The 25,903-nt window shown below is 62.3% G+C and carries 5 protein-coding genes; all 5 read right to left on the bottom strand.

The features are described 5' to 3' along the window. Positions 1 to 87: 87 nt before the first annotated feature. Positions 88 to 441, bottom strand: a complete 354-nt coding sequence (locus tag FQ185_RS25885) for a DUF6124 family protein (RefSeq protein WP_149419927.1) — start codon at positions 439 to 441, stop codon at positions 88 to 90. Positions 442 to 934: 493 nt separating this feature from the next. Continuing rightward, positions 935 to 1,891, bottom strand: a complete 957-nt coding sequence (locus FQ185_RS25880) for an alpha/beta hydrolase (RefSeq protein ID WP_149419926.1) — start codon at positions 1,889 to 1,891, stop codon at positions 935 to 937. 163 nt (positions 1,892 to 2,054) lie between these two features. Beyond that, complete coding sequence (locus tag FQ185_RS25875) at positions 2,055 to 13,820, bottom strand: non-ribosomal peptide synthase/polyketide synthase (RefSeq protein ID WP_149419925.1); 11,766 nt, start codon at positions 13,818 to 13,820, stop codon at positions 2,055 to 2,057. Next, the gene (locus tag FQ185_RS25870; RefSeq protein ID WP_149419924.1) at positions 13,820 to 24,787 is read right to left on the bottom strand and encodes a non-ribosomal peptide synthetase; all 10,968 of its coding nucleotides are present in this window, start codon (positions 24,785 to 24,787) and stop codon (positions 13,820 to 13,822) included. Before FQ185_RS25870 ends, FQ185_RS25875 begins: the two co-directional genes overlap by 1 nt. A gap of 254 nt (positions 24,788 to 25,041) precedes the next feature. Then, entirely contained in the window at positions 25,042 to 25,776 is a 735-nt protein-coding gene (locus FQ185_RS25865; RefSeq protein ID WP_149419923.1) for a thioesterase II family protein, read from the bottom strand. Between the last annotated feature and the right edge of the window lie 127 nt (positions 25,777 to 25,903).

Genomic DNA, 25,903 nt, shown 5'->3' with positions numbered 1-25,903 from the left:
CGTGTCGCGAGATACGGGCATTTTTTTTGGCTACGCCATGATCGTTCCCACGCTCTGCGTGGGAACGATCAGGCGTCACTGTTCAGGTTAATCGATTTGATCCAGCGCCCGGTTCACCGCCAGCTCGCCCAGCATGATGACTTGCGCAATACCCAGCAGGGTGTTGCGACTCGGCCCTTCAACATGATCCGCCAGATCCATGGTCATGACATTGGCCGAGGCCAGCGACTCGCACGCATGGGCCAGCAGGGTTTCAGTGTCGAGCTCCGGGTTGACGATGAACATGCTGCAGAGCTTGCGCGGCGTGGCTTGGATATCGGCAGCCGAGCCTAGGTAGTAATCGAGGGCGCGGTCGGCGGCTTCGTGGAGTTTTTTTGAATCGGGGCTTTCGTAGGGGGATGTCGGATCGGTGTCTGGCGGATTGGGGGTTACTTTGAACATAGATGAAACTCCTAACAGATATAAGGAGCCATCACCTTCGCTACCAAACGATGGGTGGTGGCCATACGCAGGTTGGTAGACCGGGCGTTAGGAAACCGGCGCGCCCAAAGGCGCCCTGCGCATGACCACCATAAAGCCGAGACGAGAAACACTCGGCAAAAGGTGGTGCTGCACCTAACAAACAAACCCAGGCTACCAAACCCGATCACTGATTTTCAGCGACCGGGAAACAATAAAACCCAGGCCCAAGGCGCACAAGCCGGCGGATTCTGGCGTACCTGTAGGCAACGACGCAAGGTGTTGTAGCTTTCAGGAAGTAACCTACAGGTCTTTTAAACACGCCGGCTCAAGCCATGTTTAAACGCGATCCATGTGGGAGCGAGCCTGCTCGCGAAAGCGGTGTGCCAGGGAACGGCGATGTCGACTGACACTCCCTCTTCGCGAGCAGGCTCGCTCCCACATTTCGTTCCCACGCGAGCGTGGGAACGATCATTCAAAGCCACGAACGCACCCACCCCGCCACTTCCGCATGAATCCCTTCCACTTCACTCAACAACCCACCCATGCGCAAAAAATCATGGGTCATTCCAGGCTGTTCCAGCAACGTCACCTCATTACCCGCCTCACGCAGCCGCTCGGCATACGCCACCCCTTCGTCACGCAACGGATCATGCCCAGCCAGGTACACCAGCGCCGGCGCCACACCCGACAAATCGTCCGCCAGCAACGGCGAGCAGCGCCAGTCCGCCAGATCTTGCGGTGTGCGCCCGTAATGCGCGTAGAACCAATCCAGCGTCGGCGTTTCCAGCAAGTAACCTTCGGCGAAATCCCGATGCGATGCGCGTTTGGTGGTGGCATCCGTCACCGGGTACACCAGCAACTGCGCCTTGGGTTTCAACGCCAGTTCCTGAGGTTCGCGCACCGCCATGATCGACAACACCGTCGCCAAGGTCGCGCCAACACTGTCACCGGCCACCGCCACCCGAGTCGCGTCCAAACCTCGCCCCGCCCCCTCGTGCACCAGCCAGTTGCCGGCATCGCAGGCATCCTGCACCGGCGTCGGGAAACGCCATTGCGGCGCCAGGCGATAATCCACCGTCAACAACGCAAAACCACCCTGCGCCGCCAACCGCCGGCACAACGCGTCATGAGAATCGAGACTGCCGACCACATACCCGCCGCCATGGAAATACAGCACCACCGGCTGCAACCCATCGACCGCTTGCCCGTCGCGATACACCCTGGCCGACAGGCTGTGGCCATCTCGCGCAGCGATGGTGAAGTCCTCGCAGACAACGCTGTCCAGCGGCACATCGAGAAACCCCGACGACGCTTCGAAATCGATCCGCGCCTGTTGCGGCGACTGTTCATGCATCGCGCGACTTTTGCCGGTCATCCGGCCGAACTCGGCGAGTTCTAGAAATGCTTCAAGTTCTGGCAACACAGCCATGGGACGAATCCTTTTACACAAATAGGTCAATAATCGGACGGTACAAAAAATCCGAATCAAGCAAGGATCCTGTGGGAGCGAGCCTGCTCGCGAAGGCGGCGTGTCAGTAACATGAACGCCGTCTGACACTCCCTCTTCGCGAGCAGGCTCGTTCCCACAGGGGTTAGGCGATAACCGGCCGGCGTTCCAACAGGTATTCAAGCTCGTCGAGCAACTCGTCACCGCGCAGCAACTCGTAATGCCCGCCCGCCAACAAGCGATCAACGCCATGGCTACCGACCTGGGCCTCGAACACCCGACGTTCATCGTCGCGTTCGACCACCCACCAGCGATGCGCCTTAATCTGAATCGCCGGCAGTTGCCGATGCGCCAGGGCCAATTGCTTGAGGCGTGAGCCGGTGGCGAAGATCTGCGTGAGTTCCCCCGCGCCCAACGCGGCTTGCTCATTGGAACCGTGCATGGCCGCCTCGATCACCGCCATGGCACCCTCACGCTCATTCAGGTCAGCGGCTTTCAGTGCGATCAGCGCCTGAGCCTCTTCGGCTGGCACGCCGAGCACAAATTTCAGGAAGTCGCCCAGGTCCTCGCGCCAGGCCCCTGCTTCTGCAGTGCCGGCCACATAGCTATCGACCAACCCGGCAAACGCGACGGTCTCGCCCTGGGTTTCCAGTTCATGGGCGACCAGTTGCGTTAATGCGCCGCCCAATGACCAACCCAGCAAGTAATACGGACCTTCAGGCTGCTGCGCGCGAATCCGTTGCGTATACGCCTTGGCCATCGCCAGCAGCGACTCGTCCTGCCAGTGCGGATCGAGCAACATGCGACATTGCAGGCCATACACCGTGCGCCGTCCTTCCAGTCGACGGGCCAGCGGTTCGTAGTCGAACACCGTGCCGAAACCGGCGTGCAAGCAGAACAGCGCCGGCACGTTTGGAGTCCGCGCATTCAGCGCCAGCAACGGATCAGGCGCAGACGCCTGCTCCACAACCTGATAACCACTGAGTTCGGCGATACACGGTTTCTGCATCAGGTCCCGCAGTTTCAATTCGAAGCCCAGTTGCGGCTGATTGCGCACTCGCGAGATGACTTTCAGCACCTGCAACGAGTCGCCGCCCAGTTCGAAGAAGTTATCGTCGATGCCCACTTGCGGCACGCCGAGCACTTCTTGCCAGATTGCCGTCAGCGCCGCTTCCAGATCGTTGCGCGGTGCGCGATATCCACCGAGCGCCCATTCAGGCGTAGGCAGCGCGCGACGATCAAGCTTGCCGTTGGCCGACAGCGGGAAACGCTCCAGCACCAGGATTCGCGCCGGCACCATGTAATCCGGCAGTTGCGCTTGCAGTTCAGACTTCAAGCGACGATCCAGCCCAACAGCACCGGCCGCCACCACATAACCGACCAATTGTTTGCCAGTCGGCGTGTCGTGCACCACCACGGCGGCATCCTGCACCCCGGCGCAGTCGCGCAGACGGGCTTCGATTTCGCCCAGTTCGATGCGGAAACCACGGATTTTCACTTGCTGGTCAAGACGTCCCAGATAGTCGATCAACCCGCATTCACGCTGGCGCACCAGGTCGCCGGTGCGGTACATGCGGCCACCGGCCTCGAACGGATCGGGGATGAAGCGCTCGGCACTCATGCCGGGACGCTGGTGATAACCGCGGGCCAGGCATTCGCCGCCCAAATACAACTCGCCGCTGACACCGACCGGCAACGGATTGAGGTCGGCGTCCAGCACGTATAAGCCACGCCCGGCCACACCACGACCAATCGGCGCATACGCCGCGTCGCAGGTTTCGCTGACCTCAGCACGCCACAGCAGCGGCGTGACCACGGTTTCGGTCGGGCCATAACCGTTGACCAGTCGTTGCGGACGCAGAGCGCGTTTGACCTGCTCGAAACTGGCCTCCGGCACCGCATCACCGCCAAAGCAATACACCTCGACCGCCGGTGGATTGCCCAAGCGTTCAGCCACCTCGGCCATCTGTTGCAGGTAGGCCGGCGGGAAGCAGGCCACGGTCACGGAGTGACGATGCAGCACTTCCAGGGTTTGTTCAGGGGTCCACAAACTGTCATCGCGGATCACCAGGCTGCCACCGGCCAACAGCACACTCAGCCAACGCTCCTGAGCACCGTCGAAGGCGAACGACATGAAGTGCAACTCGCGGCTGCGCGGTGCCAGTTCGTAGAGCTCAATGATGCCGCGGCAATGCCGGGCAATCGGCCCACGCGCCACGGCCACGCCTTTCGGTTGGCCGGTGGAACCGGAGGTGTAAATCAGGTACGCCAGATGCCCCGGCAACGGATTGGCAACCGGACACTCGGTATTGCCAGCAACGGATATCTGATCGAGCAGCAGACGTGGCGGGCTGTCCGCCAAGGCCAGTCGCTCCCCCAGATCACTGTCGCAAAGCAACAGGCTGGCCGCCGAATCGCTCAACATATAAGCCAGTCGCTCGGCCGGGTATGCCAGGTCCAGCGGCAGATAAGCCGCCCCTGCTTTCAGCACCGCGAGGAACGCGACAATCGTGCGCTCGGAACGCGGCAACGCCACCGCCACCAGACTTTCCGGCCCGATGCCGCGACCGATCAGTTGCTGCGCCAACCCATTGGCCTGAGCCTCAAGCTGTGCATAACTGACTTCCCGATCCTCGCAGATCAAGGCGATTTTCTGCGGTTGAGTGCGCACTTGCTGATTGAACGCGTGCAGTAAGTCGGCGTTGTCTTCAGAAGCTTGCGGCAGGCTGATCAGCGCCTCAGGCAAGCCAATGTTGCCGAGCAGACGCGTGGCGCCCTCCGGCAACGCGCGCAGCAAACCTTCGAGCTGTGCACGAATCCGCTCTACTTCCACTTCACTGAAGCGATCACGCAGGAACAGGTATTCGACTTCCAGGCCTTCTTCGTTGGCACTCACCATCAAGTCCATCGGGAAGTTGGTGACCCCGCCGCTGCCGACTTCGGCAAAGCGCAATTCACCTTCTTCGCCCCCTTTCAAGGCGCGGTCCACCGGATGGTTTTCGAACACGATGATGCTGTCGAACAAACCTTGGCCACCCTGCCCGGCCCAGCGCTGGATGTCCGACAACGGCGTGTGTTCGTAGTCGCGGACCATCAGGTTGTAATCCTGCAAGTCACGCAGCCACTCGCCCAACGGCTGTTGCGGATCGAGGGTTTGGATCACCGGCAAGGTGTTGATGAACAGCCCGAGCATGTCCTGCGCCCCGGCCAACCCGGTCGGACGCCCCGCCACCGTGGCACCGAACGCGACACTGCGCTGACCGCTGTGGCGTTGCAGCAGCAACAGCCACGCGCCTTGCACCAGTGTGTTGAGGGTCACGCGCTGACGCTTGGCGAAGCTGTGCAGTTTGCGCGTCGCCTCGGCGTCGAGGTTGCTGTACATCACACCGTGGCCGGAGCCTGTCGCACCGCAAGCCTTGGCCAGAATGGTCGGCTCTTCGAGCAATGCCAGCCGCTCGCGCCAGAACCCTTCGGCCTGTGCGTCATCTTGACGTTGCAGCCAGGCAATGTAGTCCGCGTAACGGCCAGTCATCAGGGTCGGCAAAGTGTCGTTGTGGTACAGGCGCAACATGTCGCCCAACAGGCGCGAGGCACTCCAACCGTCCAGCAACAGGTGATGGTAGATCCAGATCATCTGGTAACGGTCATGACCCAGGCGCACCAGGATGAAACGCATCAACGGCGGGCAGCTCAGGTCGAAGCCTTTGGCCTGTTCCGCAGCCGCCAGTTTGCTCAACGCCTGTTCGGTGTCGGTGCGGTCACGCCAGTCGAGTTCCTCGATTGGCAACTCGACATCGGCGAACACCGCTTGCAGCGGATCGGCCAAGCCATCGCGCCAGCGGAATGCCGCGCGCAGCACTTCATGACGTTCGACCAGCGTTTGCCAAGCGGCACGGAAACGTGGCACCTGCAAACCGTCGACCGCCACGTTCAACTGGTTGACGTAGGGGTTCAGCTCCGGCGAGTCGAGGCAATGGAAGAGCATGCCTTGCTGCATCGGCGACAGCGGATACAAGTCTTGCAGCCCTTCACGGGCAGCCATGTCTATGTGCGGCACCAGCGTAAAAGCAGGGACTTTCGGCGCTTCAACCAACGCCGCTTCACGACTGGTCGCCACCGCAGCGAGTGCCCGAATGGTCTGCTGCTCGAACAGTTGCTTCGGACTGAACACCAGCCCGCGCTGCCCGGCACGACTCACCGCTTGCAGCGAGATGATCGAGTCACCGCCCAGCTCAAAGAAGTTCTCGGTGACACCCACCGACTCCAGCCCCAACAGCTCTTGCCAGATCTCCACCAGCAACGCTTCGGCCGGCGATGCGGCGGCGACTTGATCGTGGTTCTGCCGGGTGGCTTCAGGCGCCGGCAGGCCTTGGCGATCAAGCTTGCCGTTCGGCGTCAGCGGCAACGCGGCCAGGCACATCAAATGCGCCGGCAGCATGTGCGCCGGCAGACGGCTGCGCAGGTGCAGCGTCAGCGCTTCACGCAAATCGTGCTCATCAGCGAGCGGATCGCGTGGCACCACGTAGCCAACCAACTGGCGACTGACCGGGCCTTCGCGATCGATCACGAAGGCTTCACGCACGCCTTCGTGTTCCAGCAAGCAGGCTTCGATTTCACCGAGTTCGATACGGAAACCGCGAATCTTCACTTGCTGGTCAATCCGGCCGAGGTATTCAACGACGCCATCGGCACGAAACCGCGCGAGGTCGCCGCTGCGATACAAACGCGCACCCGGCACGAACGGGTCCGGCACAAAGCGTTCAGCGGTCAGGTCCGGACGTTGGTGATAACCCCGCGCGACACCCTCGCCGCCCAGGTACAACTCGCCCGCCACGCCAACCGGCAACGGCTGCAAGCCGCCGTCCAGAATGTAGGCGCTGCGGTTGCCGACCGGCCGGCCGATCGGCATGAACGCCGAGTCGAATTCGGTATCCGGGTACGCCAGCCAGATCAGCGGCGTGATCACCGTTTCGGTCGGGCCGTAGCCGTTGATCAGGCGCTTGGGTTGCAGCACCTGCTGGACCTCGTCGAACGCATGTTTGGCCATGCCTTCACCGCACGGGGTGTAGGAACGGATCGGCAGATCACGCCCCGCTTCGCCCATGAAATCGGCGATTTGCGACAGATAGGTCGGGGTGAAACAGGCGATGGTGATGCCGTGCTTTTCGATCTCAAAGCAGGTGCGCTCCACGCTCCACAACTCGTCGTCGCGGGGCATCACCGCCGAACCGAACACCAGCGGCGTCAGCCAGCGTTCGTGGGCGCCGTCGAAGCTGATCGAAGCAAATTGCAGTTCGCGATCGTCCGGCGTCATGCCGTACAACTCGCCGATCGACAGGCAATGCATGGCCAGCGGACCGTGGGCCACGCTGACGCCTTTCGGTCGTCCGGTAGAGCCTGAGGTGTAAATCAGGTACGCGAGGTTTTCACCGCAAGTGAGGTTGACCGGATTGGTTTCCGACATTTGTTCCAGCGGTTCACGGTCGATCTCCAGGACCGACAATCCTTCCGGCAAGGGCAGTTTTTCCCGCAGCCACGATTGGCTGATCAGCAGCGAAATGCCGCTGTCGTCCATCAGATAGCGCAGGCGTTCGGCCGGGTACGCCGGGTCCAGCGGTACGTAGGCGCCGCCGGCCTTGAGGATCGCCAGCAGGCCGATGATCATTTCCGGCGAACGCTGCATCGCGAGGCCGACCCGCACTTCCGGGCCGATACCCAGCTCGCGCAAGCGATGGGCCAATTGGTTGGCGCGGCGGTTGACCTGGTCGAAGCTCAATTCCAGATCGTTGAAGATCAGCGCCGTGGCGTCTGGACGGACAACGGCCTGGGCCTCGATCAACTGATGCACGCAGAGCGGGTTTTCCGTCGCGGTGAATGCGGGGTTCCACTCGACCAATTGTTGCGCGCGTTCCGGCGCGGTCAGCAGGTCCAGTTCACTCAATGCAGCCTGTGGCGCGGCGACCATCGCTGCCAGCAACGCAGCCAGATGCTCGCTCATGCGGGCAATCGCCTCGGCGCTGAAGTGGGCGCACTGGTAGCTCCAGTTCAGGCTGAGCTGGCTTTCGGCAGTGGCCGCCAGCGTCAGCGGGAAGTTGGTGCGTTCGTGGTTCTGCGGGATAGAGAAGCTCAACCCGGCCGGCGCACCTTGTTGCAGTGCTTCGGCCACCGGGAAGTTTTCGAACACCAGCAGGCTGTCGAACAGCGGTTCGCCGGCACGCCCGGCCCAGCGCTGAATGTCGCCCAACGCGGTGAATTCATGCTCACGCAGTTCCAGGTTCTGCGCCTGCAAACGGCTCAGCCATTGACCGACGCTTTCAACCGCGTCCGGCGAGCTGATCACCGGCAAGGTGTTGATGAACAGGCCGAGTTGGCTTTCAGCACCCGGCAAGTCCACCGGCCGCCCTGCGACGGTCGCGCCGAAGGCGACGCTGCGTTGACCGCTGTAGCGTTGCAGCAATAAGGCCCATGCACCTTGGACCAAGGTGTTGAGGGTGACTTTTTGCTGACGGGCAAACTCACTGAAGCGTTGGCTGGTGGCGACATCGAAGGTCTGGCGATGGTCGGCAAATTCCGCCGTCGACAGGTTTTTACTGTCGCCGTGGGCCAGGCTCTGCGCCAACAGGGTCGGGTTATCGAGGGTCGCCAGTTGCTCGCGCCAGAACAGTTCGTCAGCCTGCGCATCCTGACGTTGCAGCCAGCCGATGTAATCGGCGAAACGCCCGGTCGGTGCCTGCACGTCTTGCCCCGCATAGCGCTGCAGGACTTCGCTTAACAGCAGCGAATTACTCCAGCCATCGAGCAACAAGTGATGGTGGGTGTAGATCAGTTGCTGACGCTCATCGTCGAGTCGCACCAGGGTCAAACGCATCAACGGCGCGCGAGTCGAATCGAGTTGCAAGCGTTCGCTGTCGATCAGTTGCACCAACGCTTCAGCCTGATCGCTGCGGTTGCGCCAGTCGAGGCATGTCATCGGTAATTGCAGATGACGATGCACCAACTGCACCGGCGCTTCGAAACCATCGGGGAAGTGGAAGCTGCTGCGCAGGATCGGATGAGTGTCGAGCACCGCTTGCCAGGCGCGGCCCAGCCGTTCGGCATCAAGCCCACGGGCTTCGACGCTGAGCTGGTTCACGTAGGCGCCGGACGCCGACTCGTACAAGCTGTGGAACAGCAAACCGGCCTGCATCGGCGATAGCGGATACAGGTCCTCGATCTGCGCCGGTGGCACCGGCAGGCCATCGAGTTGCGCCTGGGTCAGACGCGCCAACGGGAAGTCCGCCGGGGTCACGCCGCCCGCGCCATCGCTTAGGCAATGAGCGATCAGGGCCAGCAACTCACTGCGGAAATCCGCCGCCAGCGCTTCGATCTCGCGCAGGTCGAAGCATTCGCGGCTGAAGGTCCAGTCGAGTTTCAGTTCGCCGCCATACACCTGACCATCCACCGACAACCAGTTCGGCAACGGTGCGTCCGCCGATTGCGCGGCGCCGCTGGATTCGCGGGCCGGAGTGAACAGTGCATCCTCGGCGAAGCTCTGGTCGAACTGGCCGAGGTAGTTGAAGGTCACGCGTGCTTGCGGCAGCGCGGCCAACGCCGCTTGGCTCGCGGCATCGCCCATGTAACGCAACAGGCCGTAGCCCATGCCTTTGCCGGGAATTTCGCGCAGTTGCTGCTTGATCGCCTTGATCGAACCTGAAAGGTCAGAGGTCGGCGTCAGGCGCACCGGGAACAGGCTGGAGAACCAGCCGACGGTGCGGGTCAGGTCGATGTCGTCGAACAACTCTTCGCGGCCGTGGCCTTCGAGCTGAATCAGCGCCGATTCGTGGTCGGTCCAACGGCTGAGGGTGCGGGCCAGTGCGGTCAGCAGCAGGTCGTTGACTTGCGTGCCGTAGATCGCCGGAGCCTGTTGCAGTAATTGGCGAGTCTGCTCGCGGTCCAAGCCGATGCTGACGCCTTGGCGCAAATGCCCGGCCTGACTGGCTTGAGCGTTGGCGGCTGGCAGCGAATCATTGGCGACGCTCAGTTGCGCCTGCCACCAGTTCAGTTCTCCGGCAGCGGTTTCGGAATGTGCATAGGCATCGAGTTTGTCGGCCCAGGCCTGGAAGGCGCTGGTCTTCGGCGGCAGCTCTTGCCCTTGGTAAGCGGCCTGCAAATCTTCCAGCAACACCCGCCAGGACACACCGTCCACCGCCAAATGGTGAATGACCAACAGCAACCGCTGCGAGCCATCGGCCTGGGCGATCAACGCCACGCGCAGCAGCGGACCGTCTTGCAGGCTGAGGCTGCGTTGCGCTTCATCGCACACCGATTCCAGCGACGCGTCACTGGCCACGCGAGCGGTCCAGAGCATGTCGATCACATCGCAGCTGTCGGCCCCGACATAACGCGCCGACCATTGGCCGTCGACCTGACTGAAGCGCAAGCGCAGCGCATCATGTTGCTTGAGCAGGCGTTGCAGCGCGGCTTGCAGGCGCGGCAATTCGAGGGTTTCACGCGGCACCAACAGCACCGCCTGGTTCCAGTGCGCGCGTTGCGGGATTGGCTCGTCGAAGAACCAACGCTGGATCGGCGTCAGTGTTTGCACACCGTCCACCGGCCCTTGTTGCGCCAGCGGTGCCGCCTGTTCTTTGACCACGGCGGCCAGCGCTTGCAACGTCTGCTGCTGGAACAGGTCGCGCGGTTGCAGGTTCAGGCCGGCACGGCGGGCACGGCTGACCACTTGAATCGAAATGATCGAGTCGCCGCCCAGTTCGAAGAAGTTGTCCTGACGCCCGACCTGTTCCACGCCCAACACGTCCTGCCAGATCTGCGCCAGCACCTGTTCGTGTTCGCTGCGTGGCGCTTCGAAAGCGCGCTGGCTGACCTGTGCGGTCGGCGCCGGCAGGCGTTTGCGGTCGAGTTTGCCGTTGGGGCTCAGGGGCATTTGTTCGATCAGCACGGTCTGCGCCGGCACCATGTAGTCCGGCAGGCTCGCCAGCAAATGGCTTTTCAGGGTTTCGCGCCATGCGCCTTGCTGCTCGGCATCGGCGTCCAGCAGTGCGCGATTCTGCGGCACCAGGTACGCGACCAGTTGCTTGCCGCTCGGGCCATCGAGAGCCAGCACTACGGCTTCCTGCACATCGGCATGTTCTTGCAGGCGCGCTTCGATTTCGCCCAGTTCGATGCGCAAACCGCGAATCTTCACTTGGTGGTCGATACGGCCGCAGTAGGCGATGGCGCCGTCAGCGCGATAGCGCGCCAGGTCACCGGTGCGATACAGGCGCTCGCCGCTGCCAAACGGGTCGACCACGAAACGCTCGGCAGTCAGCGCGCCACGGCGGTGATAACCGCGAGCCAGACCGACGCCGCCCAGGTACAACTCGCCCACCGCGCCCAGCGGCAACGGTTGCAGTTCGCTGTCGAGGATGCAGGTGCGCAGGTTGGCGATGGGGCGGCCGATCGGCACGCTGTCGCGGCCCTCTTCCACGCAGGTCCAGTGAGTCACGTCGATGGCCGCTTCGGTCGGGCCATACAGGTTGTAAAGATTGGTTTGCGGTAGGCTGCGCAGCGTTTGGCGTTGCAGTTCCATCGGCAGCGCTTCACCGCTGCAAATGATCCGTTGCAGCGAGGTGCAGGCCAGCGCCTCGTCGGCACCGATGAACGCCGAGAGCATCGACGGCACAAAGTGCAGCGTGGTGATCGCCTGTTCGACGATCAACGCAGCAAGGCGTTGCGGATCGCGGTGCTCGCCGGGGGCGGCGATGACCAGCGTGGCGCCCTTCATCAACGGCCAGAAAAACTCCCACACCGACACGTCAAAACTGAACGGCGTTTTTTGCAGCACGCGGTCGCTCGGCAGCAGGTTGTAGGCTTCCTGCATCCACTCCAGACGGTTATGCAGCGCCACATGGCGGTTGCCCGCTCCTTTGGGTTTGCCGGTGGAGCCCGAGGTGTAAATCACGTAGGCGAGGTTTTCTGCGACGGCAAGGTTCGCAAGATCAGTGCCCGGCAAGTCGCTCAGCCAGTCAGCCTCGGCGTGCAGGCACAAGGTGCGCACGTTGTCCGGGGTCGGCAGGTGCGCCAGCAGATGTTCCTGAGTCAGCAACAGCGAAATGCCGCTGTCTTCGATCATGTAGCTCAGGCGCTCAATCGGGTATTCCGGGTCCAGCGGCACATAGGCGCCGCCGGCCTTGAGAATCGCCAGCAGGCCGACGACCATTTCAAACGAGCGGTCGCAGGCAATGCCCACCAGCATTTCCGGGCCGACACCCTGGGCGCGCAAGTGATGGGCCAGACGGTTGGCGCGCAGGTTCAGCTCGGCGTAACTCAGGCGCTGGCCCTGAAACACCAGCGCCGTCGCCTCGCCATTTTCAGCCGCGCGTGCTTCGAAATGTCGCTGCACACAGACTTCGCCCGGATAAGCCTGAGCGGTGTCGTTGAGGTCATCCAGAATGCGCAGACGCTCGTCGGCCTCCAGCAACGGCAACTCGGCGAGCGGGCATTGCGGGTTCGCCAGTACTCCGGCCAACAGATTGCGCCAGTGACGGGCCAGATGCTCGATGCGCTCGGCGTCGAACAGATCGGTGGCGTACGTCAGGCTGGCGAACAGCTTGTCGCCCTCTTCCTGAGTGTCCAGTTGCAGATCGAATTGCGTGGTGTGCGCCGTGGCGTTCAGCGCTTCGACGCGCAGACCGGCGAGCAAGCCGCTGACCGCCGCGGGTTTGGCTTGCTGGTGGTTGAACATCACCTGGAACAGCGGGCTGTGGCTGAGGCTGCGTTCGCCTTGCAGGGCTTGCACCAGGCGCTCGAACGGCAAGTCCTGATAATCCTGGGCATGCAGCGAAGCGGCGCGGGTCTGGTCGAGCAATTGGCTGAACGGCAGACGTCCATCGAGCTCGGCACGCATCACCTGGGTGTTGACGAAGAAGCCGATCAGGCCACGGGTTTCCGCGCGATTACGGTTGGCAATCGGTACGCCAACGCGCAGGTCGGGCTGGCCGCTGTAGCGATAGAGCAAGGCCTGGAAACTCGCCAACAACAGCATGAACGGCGTGACGCCGCGCTGTTTGGCCAGGCTCATCAAACCGCTGGCCAAGGTCGCATCGAGGGCAAAATCCAGACGCGCACCGCGCTGGCTCGGTTGTGCCGGGCGTGGGCGATCAGTCGGCAATTCGAGCAGCGGTTGTTCGCTGCCCAGGGTCTCGCGCCACCAGTTGAGCTGACGCTCCAGTTCGCCCGCCTCCATCCAGCGGCGCTGCCACAGGGCGTAATCGGAATACTGAATCGGCAACGCTTCCAACGCAGCGTTCTGCCCTTGGCAATGTGCGGCATAGAGTCGGGAAAACTCCTCGACCAACACGCCCATCGACCAGCCATCGGTGACGATGTGGTGCAAGGTCAGCAACAGCACATGGTCTTCGGCATCGAGTTGCAACAGGCTGACCCGCAACAATGGACCGTGCTGCAGATCGAATGGCCGGGCGATGTCCTGCTCGACCGCTTTCATGGCCAGATCGAGCCGCTGTTCCTGAGGTTTATCGCGCAGGTCGATCTGTTCGATCGGCAACGAAGTGAACCCGGCCAGTGTCTGCAGCACCTGACCGTCATCCTCGACGAAACGGCTGCGCAAACTCTGATGCCGCTCCAGCAGCACGTCGAAACTCTGCTGCAACGCCGCGACATTCAGCGGCCCGTGCAGACGCAGCGCGGCCGGAATGTTGTACGCCGAGCTTTGCGGATCAAGCTGCCAGAGGAACCATTGGCGCTGCTGCGCGTACGACAGTTCGAACGTCGCTTGCGGCTCGGCAGCGGGCGGAATCGGCAGTTGCCCGAAGCTCACGCCCTGTTCTTGCATGCGTTGCAGAAACTCGCGGCGCTTGTCGGCAGGCAGGCCGGCGAAGCGGCTGGCGATACGCTGGGCAGTGGTGTGTTCCATCAGTTGATCTCCATCTCGTCGAGAAGCGACTCAAGCGCATCAAGACGTGCATCGTTGTCAGCCGGGGCATGTTGCCCGGCCATGGCGGCATAAGCCTGAAGGTCGGTGGATTCGAACAGCGCGCGCAGCGGCAGCTCGATGCCCAGTTCCAGCTCCGCGCGGGCACTGGCCTGGGCGGCGAGCAACGAATGCCCGCCCAGTTCAAAGAAGTTGTCGAGCCGGCCGATCTGCGGCACGCCCAGCACGCTGGCCCAGATCGCGGCCAGTTGCTGTTCGAGGTCGCCTTCAGGAGCTTCGAACGGACGCTGCCATTCCTGAGCGTCGGGTACCGGCAAGGCCTTGCGGTCGAGCTTGCCGTTGCCGGTCAGCGGCAAGGCGTCGAGCAGCAGCCAGTGGCTTGGCACCATGTAGTCCGGCAGATCCACCTTGAGCGCGGCGCGCAGGGTGTCGCGCCAGGCGATCGGGTCATGCGGGGTTTGCTCGGCCACCACGTAGGCGCACAGTTGCGGGCCGCCGTCGCCGGTATGCACGCTCAACACCGCTTGGCGCACGCCCGGTTGGGCCAGCAGCGCGGCTTCGATTTCACCCAGTTCGATGCGAAAGCCACGGATCTTCACTTGCTGGTCGATCCGGCCGAGGTAATCGATGCTGCCGTCGGCACGCTGACGCGCCAAGTCGCCACTGCGATAAAGGCGTTGCGACGCATCGAACGGGCTCGGCACGAAGCGCTCGGCAGTCAGGCCGAAACGGCCGTGATAACCACGCGCCAGACCCGCGCCGGCAATGTACAACTCGCCCGCCACACCCACCGGCACCGGTTGCAACTGGCTGTCGAGCAAGTACCAGCGCAGGTCGCGGATCGGCAGGCCAATCGGGCTTTGGGCCTTGCCGTCGAGGTCCACCAGGCGGATCGCACGGTAGGTCACGTGCACCGTGGTTTCGGTGATGCCATACATGTTGACCAGGGTTGGCTGTTGGTCGCCGAAGCGCTCGAACCATGGACGCAGGCTCGCGACTTCCAACGCTTCACCGCCGAAAATCACCTGACGCAGCGCCAGGTTTCGCTCGCTGGCGCAGGCAATCGGCAACAACTGGCGGAACGCAGTCGGCGTCTGGTTCAACACCGTCACACCTTCATCACAAAGCAAGCGATGGAACGCTTGCGGATCGCGGCTGATTGAATACGGCACGATCACCAGACGCCCGCCGGTGCACAGCGAACCGAACAGCTCCCATACCGAAAAGTCGAAGGCGTAGGAGTGGAACAGCGTCCAGACATCGTCCGGGCCGAAGTTGAACTCGGCAGCGGTGGCGGTCAGTAAACGCCCAACGTTGCCATGGCTGAGCAATGCGCCTTTAGGCCGGCCTGTGGAACCGGAGGTGTAGATCACGTAGGCGAGGTTGTCCGGGGTTGCCAGCGCTGGCAGGTTGTCGTCGCCGAAGGCCTCCAGTTGCAACGACTCCAGGCTCAGTACCTGCACGCCGTCGCAGGACGGCAAGCCATCGATCAAGTGTTGTTGGGTCAGCAGCAACGTGATGCCGCTGTCTTCGATCATGTAGCTCAGGCGCTCGGCCGGGTATTGCGGATCGAGCGGCACATAGGCGCCACCGGCCTTGAGAATCGCCAGCAAGCCAACCACCAGCGGCATTGCGCGCTCGGTGGCGATGCCGACGCGCACCTCGGGGCCGACGCCCTGTTCACGCAGTTTGCGCGCCAGTCGGTTGGCCTGAGCGTTGAGCGCGGTGTAGGTCAGTTGCTCGCCTTCGTAGACCAGCGCGAATGCGTTCGGCCGTTGGGCGGCTTGAACTTCAAACATTTGATGCAAGGTTGGCGACTGCAGTTGCGCCTGGAACGTCGGGTTCCAGTGCTCGATCAGCGCAGCGCGTTGCGGCGCTTGCAGCAACGGCAGTTCGGCAACGCGTTGCTGCGGATCCGCGACCACCGCTCGCAGCAGGTTCAGCCACTGCTCGGCTAGGCGGTTCATCGACGCCTCGTCGTACAGGTCAGGGGCGTAGGTCAGGCTGGCATCGAGTTCTTCGCCCTGCTCTTGCGTGTCGAGCACCAGATCGAATTGCGTGGTGTGTTGCTGCCATTGCAGACGCTCGACCTGCAAGTCGGCGACGCTACGCTCAACGCTCGCGCCCAACTGTTGCTGATGGTTGTAGAGCACCTGGAACAATGGGCTGTGATTGAGGCTGCGGTCCGGCTGCAAGGCGTCGACCAACTGCTCGAACGGCAAATCCTGATTGGCTTGAGCGCCCAATGCAACCTGCTTGACCTGTTGCAACAATGTGCTGAAGGACTGCTGCCCATCGATCTCGGCACGCAGCACCTGGGTGTTGATGAAGAAGCCGATCAGACCTTCGGTTTCCAGGCGCGAACGCCCGGCGCTAGGCACACCAACGCTGATGCTCGACTGCCCGCTCTGGCGATGCAGCAAGGTCTGGAAACTCGCCAGCAACAGCATGAACAAGGTCACCTGCTGCTCCCGGGCACGTTGACGCAAACCGGCGAGCAATTCGCGGTCAACGTTCAACACTAGACTGGCGCCGCGCTCGGTACGACGGGCCGGCCGGCTCAGTTCGCTCGGCAATTCCAGTGGTGCCTGACTGCCATCCAGTTGCTCGCGCCACCACGCCAGTTGGCGTTCGCCCTCCCCGGTCTCCAGCCAGTCACGCTGCCAACGGGCGTAGTCGCTGTAGTTCACCGGCAGGTTGTTGAGGTTGGCGGCGTGACCTTCGACGGCGGCCTGATACAGCGCGCTGAACTCATCGACCATGACTTGCATCGACCAGCCATCCGCGGCGATGTGGTGCACGGTGAGCACCAGCACATGTTCGTTGGCGTTCACTTGCAGCAGCAAAACGCGCCATAGCGGACCGTTGCGCAGGTCGAACGGCCGGGCGATTTCTTCGGCTACGGCAGTGTCGATCGACGACTGATCGAGTGTGCGTTCATCCAGTTGCAGCGCCAGATTGTCGTGCAGCACCGGACGCGCCTGCTGGCCGTCCTGCTCAAAGGTTGTGCGCAGGGTTTGGTGACGGGCCTGCAAGTGGGCGAAGGCTTCGCGCAAGGCTTCGCGATTCAGCGGACCCTTGAGGCGCAGTGCGGCAGGAATGTTGTAGGCCGAGCTTTGTGGGTCCAGTTGCCAGAGAATCCATTGGCGCTGTTGGGCGTACGACAGGATCTGCGGCTGATCGACCGTTGCACGTTGCAGGGCCGGTTGGCCGCTGGCGTTCGCCAGTGCGGCACGCTCGGCAAATTCCGCCAGATTGGCGGCGGAGAACAGGCTGCTCACAGACAGTTCGAGCTGCAATTGCTGACGCACCCGAGAGATCACCTGAAGCACCAGCAACGAGTGCCCGCCCAGCTCGAAGAAGTTGTCGTCACGGCCCACGCGTTCGAACTGCAACACCTCCTGCCAGATCAGCGCCAGTTGCGCTTCAAGCCCTTCGGCCGGGGCCACAAAATCGCGTTGTGCATCGCCTGCTTCAACGCGCGGCAAGGCTCTGCGATCGAGTTTGCCGTTGTTGTTGAGCGGCAGTTTGGCCAACAGGATCAGGTGGTTCGGCACCATGTATTCCGGCAGAGACTGACGCAAAACAGCTTTGAGGTTTTCGAGATAGTCAGCTTGAGAACCCACCGCGCCACTGGCCACGACATACGCCACCAGTTGCGTGCCGTCCTGAGCGATGACCGCCGCTTCGCGCACCTCCTCACGGGCTTGCAAACAGGCTTCGATCTCGCCCATTTCAATGCGCAAACCACGAATCTTCACTTGATGGTCGATGCGCCCGACGTATTCCAGATTCCCGTCAGCGTTGTAGCGCGCCAGGTCGCCGCTGCGGTACAGCCGCGCGCCCGGATCACGGGCAAACGGGTCTGGCAGGAAACGTTCAGCAGTCAGCGCCGGGCGATCGAAGTAGTTTTGAGCGAGGCTGGCCGGAGCGCCGATGCACAGTTCCCCGACGCCACCGTTGGGCAACAACTGACCGGCAGCGTCCAGCACATACAGTGCTCGACCGGCGATGGCTCGACCAATCGGGATGCCGAACGCGTCGCTGGCATCTTCGAGATGGCACTCGTGAACGCTGGACACCACCGTCGCCTCGGTCGGGCCGTAGGTGTTGAGCAAACGCACGTGGCTCAAACCGGCCTGATGCCACAGGCGCAGCCCCTCGACCGACATCGCTTCGCCGCCGACGTGAACCTGACGCAACTCACCGAGATTGCGCACCACACCGCTCGCACATTCACGGGCCAGCAAGTACCAGTAAGCCGCCGTCAAGTCCGCCACGGTCACGCGCTGCTGGACGATTTCGCCGGCGAGTCGGCCCGCGTCCCACACGTCATCGCCGCGCATGACCAACGCAGCGCCAACGCACAGCGCCGGGAAGCACTGCTCGACGAAGCCATCGAAGCTGAAGGTCGCAAACTGCAACACGCGGTCGGACGCTGACAACACCGAATAGTCGGCGGCGGTCTGGCAGAACTCGCGCAGCGCGGCATGGGCGATGGCCACGCCTTTGGGTTGGCCGGTGGAACCGGAGGTGTAGATGATGTAGGCCAGATCTTCGGCGACCGCATGGTTTGGCGGATTGCTGTCGGAGTAGCCGGCGTTGTCTTCGAGGCTGAGACGTCGCACGCCTGACACATCTTCAAGCAAGCTGGACTCGCACAGCAGCACGTCGAGACGGCTGTCATCGATCATGTAGGCCAGGCGTTCAGTCGGGTATTTCGGGTCCAGAGGCACATAGGCCGCACCGCTTTTGAGCACCGCCAACAGGCTGACGATCAGTTGCGGGCGACGGTTCAGCGCCAGGCCGACACGCTTGCCGGGGCCGGCGCCGTTGTCGATTAGGCGATGGGCCAGTCGGTTGGCCTGCGCGTTCAATTGGCCGTAGCTCAGGGATTGACCGTCGACCTGCAACGCCATCGCGTCTGGGGTCGCGACGGCCTGAGCCGCGATTTGTTCGTGGACCAAAAGCGTTGTGAATAACTTAACCGTCACCGGCTGACTGATCGCGAGCACTGCATTTTTGCCAGCGACATCGAGCAGTTCCAGCGCACCGAGTGCCGCGTCCGGTTGCGCAACCAATTGCGTCAGCAGATGCAGCAAATTGGCCGACAACTCAGCGACCTGAGCGGCACTGAACCGCGCCGCGTCGTAGCTGAAGTCCAGTCTCAAACCTTCGCCCAGTTCGATGCCCAAAGTCAGCGGATAGTGCGTGCGTTCGTGGTTGTGCAGGTTGGCGAACGACAATCCGGCCGGCGCGCCCTGTTTCAGTGCTTCGGCCACCGGGAAGTTTTCGAACACCAGCAGGCTGTCGAACAGCGCCGAACCCTGCTGCCCTGCCCAGCCCTGAATGTCGTAAAGCGGCACGTGCTCGAACTCGCGCATCGCCAGGTTCAGCCCTTGCAGCTCACCCAGCCATTGGCGGACGGTTTGATCCGGCGTCATTGCGCACACCAGCGGCAGCGTGTTGATGAACAAGCCGAGCTGATCTTCGATTCCCGGCAGCGGCGCCGAACGCCCGGCCACCGTGGCGCCGAAGACCACGCAATCCTGACCGGTGTAGCGTTGCAGCAGCAGACTCCAGGCGGCTTGCAGCAAGGTGTTGAGGGTGACTTTCTGCTGACGGGCGAACTCGGCCAGACGCTGGGTTGCGTAGGCGTCGAGCGCTACGCGGTACTCCTCACTACCCTCGGCGCCGACCGGCGGACGCAAGGCTTCGGCCAGCAACGTGGGTGCTTCGAGCGGTGCCAATGCCGCTTTCCAGAACTGCTCGCCCGCGACCGCCGATTGCTGCTGTAACCAGCCCAGATAATCGCGGTATTGCCCGGTCGGTGCCGGCAGCGATTGTCCGGCGGCGTAATGCTGGATCACTTCGGCGAGCAACTGCGCGTTGCTCCAGCCGTCCATCAAAATGTGGTGGCTGGTGTAGATCAGGTGCCAGTCATTGGTGCCCGTGCGGACGAGCTTCAAGCGGAACATCGGTGCGATACCCAGTTCGAAACCTTGCGCGCGTTCGGCATCGGCCAGCGCGTCGGTATCGGTCTCTTCAAGCACTTCAAGCGGCAACGCGACGTTGCGGACAATCGTCTGGTGCGCGGTGTCGAGGCCTTGCCAGTGAAAGCTGCTGCGCAGAATGTCGTGACGTTCCAGCGCGGTTTGCCAGGCCTCGGCGAAGCGCTTCGGGTCAAGACCTTGAATGTCCAGGCGCAGCTGACTGATGTAGGCGCCGACCTCAGGTTCGTACAGGGTGTGGAACAGCATGCCTTGCTGCATCGGCGACAGTGGATATAGGTCTTCAAGCGTCGCGACTGGCAATTCGTCGAGTTGCGCCTGACTGATGCGCGCCAGCGGGAAGTCCGACGGCGTCGCTCGGGTTGCCTCAACCGCACAGCAATGCTCGATCAACGCATTGAGCTCCAGCGCGTAATCGTCCGCCAGACACTGGATGGTCGTGGCTTCAAACATCTCACGGCTGAAGCCCCAGCTCAGCGACAACTCACCGCCGTAGACCCGACCTTCGACCGTCAGCCAGTTACCCAGCGGGGCCGAGGGGTCCTGCGCAATGCCGTTGCCTTCAGTAGACGGGACAAACATCGCGGCGTCATCGAACTGACGGTCGAACTGCCCAAGATAGTTGAAGGTGATGCGTGGTTGCGGCAACGCCGCCAGTTCAGCGCGAATCGCCGGGGTGCCGAGGTAGCGCAGAGCGCCGTAGCCGAGGCCTTTGTCCGGCACGGCGCGCAGCTGTTCTTTGATGGATTTGATCGACGCGCCGAGATCGCTGGACGGCATCAGATTGACCGGGAACAGGCTGGTGAACCAACCGACGGTGCGGGTCAGGTCGATGTCATCGAACAGGTCTTCGCGGCCATGGCCCTCAAGCTGGATCAGCGTGCTGCCCTGCCCGCTCCAGCGGCAAACCGAGCGCGCCAGGGCGGTCAGCAGCAGGTCGTTGACCTGGGTGCGATAGGCCGCCGGGGCCTGTTGCAGCAGTTTGCGGGTTTGTTCGGTGTCGAATGTGAGTTCGAGTTTTTGTTCGAAGCGGTTTTCCAGCGCGCCGGTTGGGCGGTCGCATGGCAGATCGTTTGGTGCGTCGCGCAGTTGGGTTTGCCAGTGACCGAGGCTGTTTTCAAAGGCTGGAAGATGATCTTGCAGGCGTGCAACCCAGCGTCGATAGGTGCTGGTTTTCGCCATCGAAGCATCGCTGCCGCTGTAGAACTGCTGAAGATCTTCCAGCAGCACGCGCCAGGAAACACCGTCCACCGCCAGGTGATGAATGACCAGCAGCAAACGCTGAGTTGCGTCGGCCATCGTCACCAGCAACGCGCGCATCAGTGGGCCATGTTGCAAATCGAGACTGCGCTGGGCTTCGTCGCACAGGGCGTTGAGTTCTTCGACTGATTGAGCCTGACTCTGCCACAACACCGATTCAGTAGTCGGCGCCGCGTAGGCTTGCTGCCAACCTTCAGAGGTCTGTTCATAACGCAGGCGCAAACTGTCGTGATGAGTCAGCAATTGCTCAAACGCGCGGTCCAGTTTCTCAACGTTCAACGCCTCACGCGGCACCAGCAGCAACGACTGGTTCCAGTGCTGACGCTCAGGAATGGCTTGCTGGAAGAACCACTGTTGCACCGGCGCCAACGCCACCGCGCCCACCGCCGGACCTTGTTCGATCAACGGTTGCTCACCGCTGCGAGCCGCTTGGGCCAGGCTGCGGATGGTCTGGTGCTGGAACAGGTCCTTGGGGCTCAACACGATCCCGGCCTGACGCGCGCGGCTGACCACTTGCATGGCAACGATCGAGTCGCCGCCCAGTTCGAAGAAGTTGTCTTCAAGACCAACGTTTTCAATCGCCAACACGTCCTGCCAAATGACCGCGAGAGACTTTTCCAAAGCGCTGCGTGGCGCGACGTGTTCGCGTTGTTGCTGGGAGCCGTCCACCGCAGGCAGGGCCTTGCGGTCGAGTTTGCCGTTGGGGGTCAGCGGCAGGTGTTCGAGGAACAGCAGGAACGCCGGGACCATATAGTCCGGCAGATGCTGACGCAGTGCCGCTTTCAAGGTTTCACGCTGGTTTGCTTGAGCGTCGATGTCGTCCAGTAACGCTGGATCGGTTGGCACGATATAAGCGACCAGTTGTTGGCCATTGAATCCGTCCTGCGCCAGCACCGCCAATTCACCCACGGCATCCTGCTGCAACAGCCGCGCTTCGATTTCACCGAGTTCAATGCGGAAGCCGCGGACCTTGACCTGATGGTCGATGCGCCCGACGTATTGCAGCGTGCCGTCCGCCTGATAACGGGTCAGGTCGCCGGTTCGGTACAGGCGTTCGCCGTTGCTGGCGAACGGGTTCGGCACATATTTTTCGGCGGTCATATCCGGCCGCGCCAGGTACCCGCGCGTGATGCCGGCGCCGGCCAGGTACAGCTCGGCAGACACGCCTTGCGGCACCGGTTGCAGGTCAGCATCGAGCAAATAGCTGGCGGTGTGCTTGAGTGGCCGACCGATGTTCGCGCGGCCACCGGCCTCGCGGCGGGTCCAGGTTGAGTAAGTGGTGTCTTCCGACGGGCCGTACAAATCGTAGACATGCTCGACCGTCGACTGCTGATACAACGCGTCCACCAGGCTCTGCTTTAACGGCTCGCCGGCGAGGTTGATGATGCGCACGCTCGGCGGGATCTGCCCGTCGCGCTGCAAGGCATTGATCGCCGACGGCACGGTGTTGATCAGGCGCACCTGATCCCGGGCCGGTAGCTGCGGTAACTCCAGGGCATTGCGGGCGATGATCACCGAGCCGCCGTTGGCCAGGGTGACAAACAGCTCCCACACCGACAGGTCGAAGCAGACCGACGTCGAGGCCAGCACACCTTGGATGTCTTCACGGCTGTAGACCGATTTCGACCAGTCGATCAGCGCCAGCACGTTGCGGTGCGCGATGGCCACGCCTTTGGGCTTGCCGGTGGAGCCGGAGGTGTAAATCACGTAGGCGAGGTTATCCGGCGTGACGCGGGTGACCGGCGCGCTAACTGGGTAAGCGGCCAGCGAAATGTTGTCCATCACCAACACTTGGGTGTCGGCGGTGACGGTCAATGTTGCGGCGACAGATTGCTCGGTCAGCAGCACCAGAGCGCGGCTGTCTTCAAGCATGTAGGCAACGCGTTCGGCCGGGTAATCCGGGTCCAACGGCACATAAGCGCCACCGGCCTTGAGCACCGCCAGCAGCGCCACCAACAGGTCGTCGGAACGTTGCATCGCCACGCCGACCCGGATTTCCGGGCCAACGCCCAGTTCGATCAGCTTGTTAGCCAGGCGATTGGCCTGATTGTCGAGCTCGGCGTAAGTCAGCTGCTTCGTGGCAAAGGTCAGCGCCAATGCCGTCGGGTTCGTGGCGACTTGCTGGCTGATCAGCTCATGAATGCACAGGTCCTGCGGGAAGCTTTCGTCAGCACGGTTCCAGTCATGCACGATGCGCTGGTATTCGGCGCTTTCCAGCAATGGCAAATCACTGATGCGCTGCTGCAAATCACTGACCATGCCCTGCAACAAATGCGTCCAGTGCTGCGCCATGCGTGCGATGGTCGCGGCGTCAAACAGGTCGTTGGCGTAGGTCAGCGCGGCGTGCAGCTTGCCGCCCTTCTCATACGTGTCGAGGGTCAGGTCGAACTGGGTGATGCGCCCTTCCCACTCGATCACACCCAGCGCCAGACCGGATACGGTGCTGACGGTGGAAATGTCCGCGACTTGCGGCTGGTGGTTGTACATCACCTGGAACAGCGGCGTGTGGCTGAGGCTACGTTCCAGTTTCAGCGCCTCGACCAGGCGCTCGAATGGCAGATCTTGATGAGCCTGGGCACCGAGGGCGGTTTCCTTGATGGCGCGCAGCAAATCATCGACGCGGGTCTGGCCGTCGAGCTTCGTGCGCAGCACTTGGGTATTGACGAAGAAACCGATCAACCCTTCGATCTCGACGCGGTTGCGGTTGGCGATCGGCACGCCGACGCGAATGTCGGTCTGCCCGGTGTAACGGTGCAGCAGCGCGTTGAAGGCGCCGAGCAACAGCATGAACAGGGTGATGTTTTGTTTCTGCGCCGTGGCCCGCAGTTGCTCGGCCAATTGACCGTCGACGGCGAATTCGTAACGGGTGCCGCGATAGCTCGGCATCGCCGGGCGTGGGTGGTCGGTGGGCAGTTCCAGCACCGGGTGCTCGTTCCCCAGTTGCGCCTGCCAGTAGTCGAGTTGGCGCGCCTGTTCGCCGGACTCCAGCCAACGACGCTGCCACAATGCGTAGTCGCTGTACTGGATCGGCAACGGCGCGAGTTGTGGTTGTGCCCCCGCCTCAAAGGCGTCGTAGCAGCGGATGAACTCGTCGATCAGCACATTCATCGACCAGCCATCGGAAACGATGTGGTGCAGGGTCAGCAGCAGGACGTGTTCTTCGTCGGCGAGCTTGAGCAAGGTGACGCGTAGCAGCGGGCCGACGGATAGATCGAATGGCAGCACGGACTGTTGCTCGGCCGCTTGGGCGACTGCCCGTTCGCGCTCCGTGGCCGGTAATGCGCTGAAGTCCACCTGATCGATCACCAACGGCGCGCTGGCCGGCACTTGCAGCAAGGTGTCGTAGGCCCGACGCTGGAACACCGTGCGCAGGGTTTCATGACGCGCCACGAGGCTGGCGAAGGCTTGCTCCAAGGCTGGCAGGTTCAAACACCCGGTCAGACGCACCGCACCCGGCAGGTTGTACGCACCGCTTTGCGGGTCCAGCTGCCAGAGAAACCACATGCGCTGCTGGGCGTACGACAATGCCTGGCGGTCTTCGGTTTCGACACCGGCAGGAATCGGGAACCGGGCGAAATCAACGCCTTCCTTTTGCAAGGCCGCAAGGAACATCTGGCGCTTTTCCAGGGGCAACCCGATAAACCGACGAGCAAGTTTCAAGGAGTCTTCAGCATTCATTTCTAAGCATCCGGATCAGAGGCGGGAAGCACAAAGGCACGTCGTCCCTATAAAACGAATGCAGACCGGAAAAATTAACGAATGAGAACAAGTATCAGAAAGGAGGTAGAACGCGGAGTGTCAATGTGTCGAAAATCAATGTGGGAGCGAGCCTGCTCGCGATAGAGGTCTGTCAGTCACATCCATATCGAATGTGCCGCCGCTATCGCGAGCAGGCTCGCTCCCACAGGGATTCAGTGACCTCTGGGATCGAGTCAGGCGCTGGCGGCCATGGCGTGCCGCCGATGGTGAACTTCCAGCTGATCCTTGATCACCCGCAACACTTTGGCCTCGTGCTCATGGATGAAGAAGTGCCCGCCCGCCAGCATGTCCACCGAGAAACTGCCGCGGGTTTCCTTGCTCCAGCCGATCAACTGCTCGGTGGTGGCGCGGTCGGCCTTGCCGCCAAGTACATGCACCGGGCAGTTGAGCAACGGCCGCTGCTGCGGTTCGAAACGCCCGCACAGAAGAAAATCGGCCCGCAGGACCGGCAGCGTCAGGCTCATCAACTCTTCGTTGGCCAGTACCTCTTCGCTGGTGCCATTGAGGGTGCGCAATTGTTCGATCAGTTCGGCATCGGTTTTTGGCTCGGCGAAACCCCGGTCGTAGTCGGCACGCATCGTCGGCGCGGCTGTGCCCGAGGCGAACAGCGCCACCGGCTCCGGGCAACCCAGTGAGCGAAACGCATGAGCCATTTCACAGGCCAGCAACGCGCCAAGGCTATGACCGAACAACGCGTACGGCGCCTTGAGCGTGGCTTTTTGTTCGTGGGCCAGTTGCAGCGCCAGGCGCCGCATGTCGGTGTGCAACGGCTCGCCGAACCGCGCGCCACGTCCCGGCAGTTCCACGGGTTGCAGCTTGAGCCACTCCGGCAATTTTCGCCGCCAGCGGCTATAGACCATGGCACTCGCGCCCGAATAGGGCAGGCAGAGCAATGTCAGCTGGGTCACCGGGCTTACCTCAAAAAGTTGTCTGTATAAAAGAACGGATGAACACCGAAGGGAATTAGTCGTACACATCCCCCTGTAGGAGTGAGCCTGCTCGCGATAGCGGTGTGTCAGTCACCATCAAGTTGAC

Source organism: Pseudomonas sp. ANT_H12B, assembly GCF_008369325.1.
In the GTDB taxonomy this organism is placed as follows: domain Bacteria; phylum Pseudomonadota; class Gammaproteobacteria; order Pseudomonadales; family Pseudomonadaceae; genus Aquipseudomonas.
This window is presented reverse-complemented; position numbering and strand designations above follow the sequence as displayed.

Bases quoted from the DNA above. Each gene is read 5' to 3' on its own strand.
- FQ185_RS25885 (WP_149419927.1), bottom strand. From the start codon at position 441: ATGTTCAAAGTAACCCCCAATCCGCCAGACACCGATCCGACATCCCCC.
- FQ185_RS25880 (WP_149419926.1), bottom strand. From the start codon at position 1,891: ATGGCTGTGTTGCCAGAACTTGAAGCATTTCTAGAACTCGCCGAGTTC.
- FQ185_RS25875 (WP_149419925.1), bottom strand. From the start codon at position 13,820: ATGGAACACACCACTGCCCAGCGTATCGCCAGCCGCTTCGCCGGCCTG.
- FQ185_RS25870 (WP_149419924.1), bottom strand. From the start codon at position 24,787: ATGAATGCTGAAGACTCCTTGAAACTTGCTCGTCGGTTTATCGGGTTG.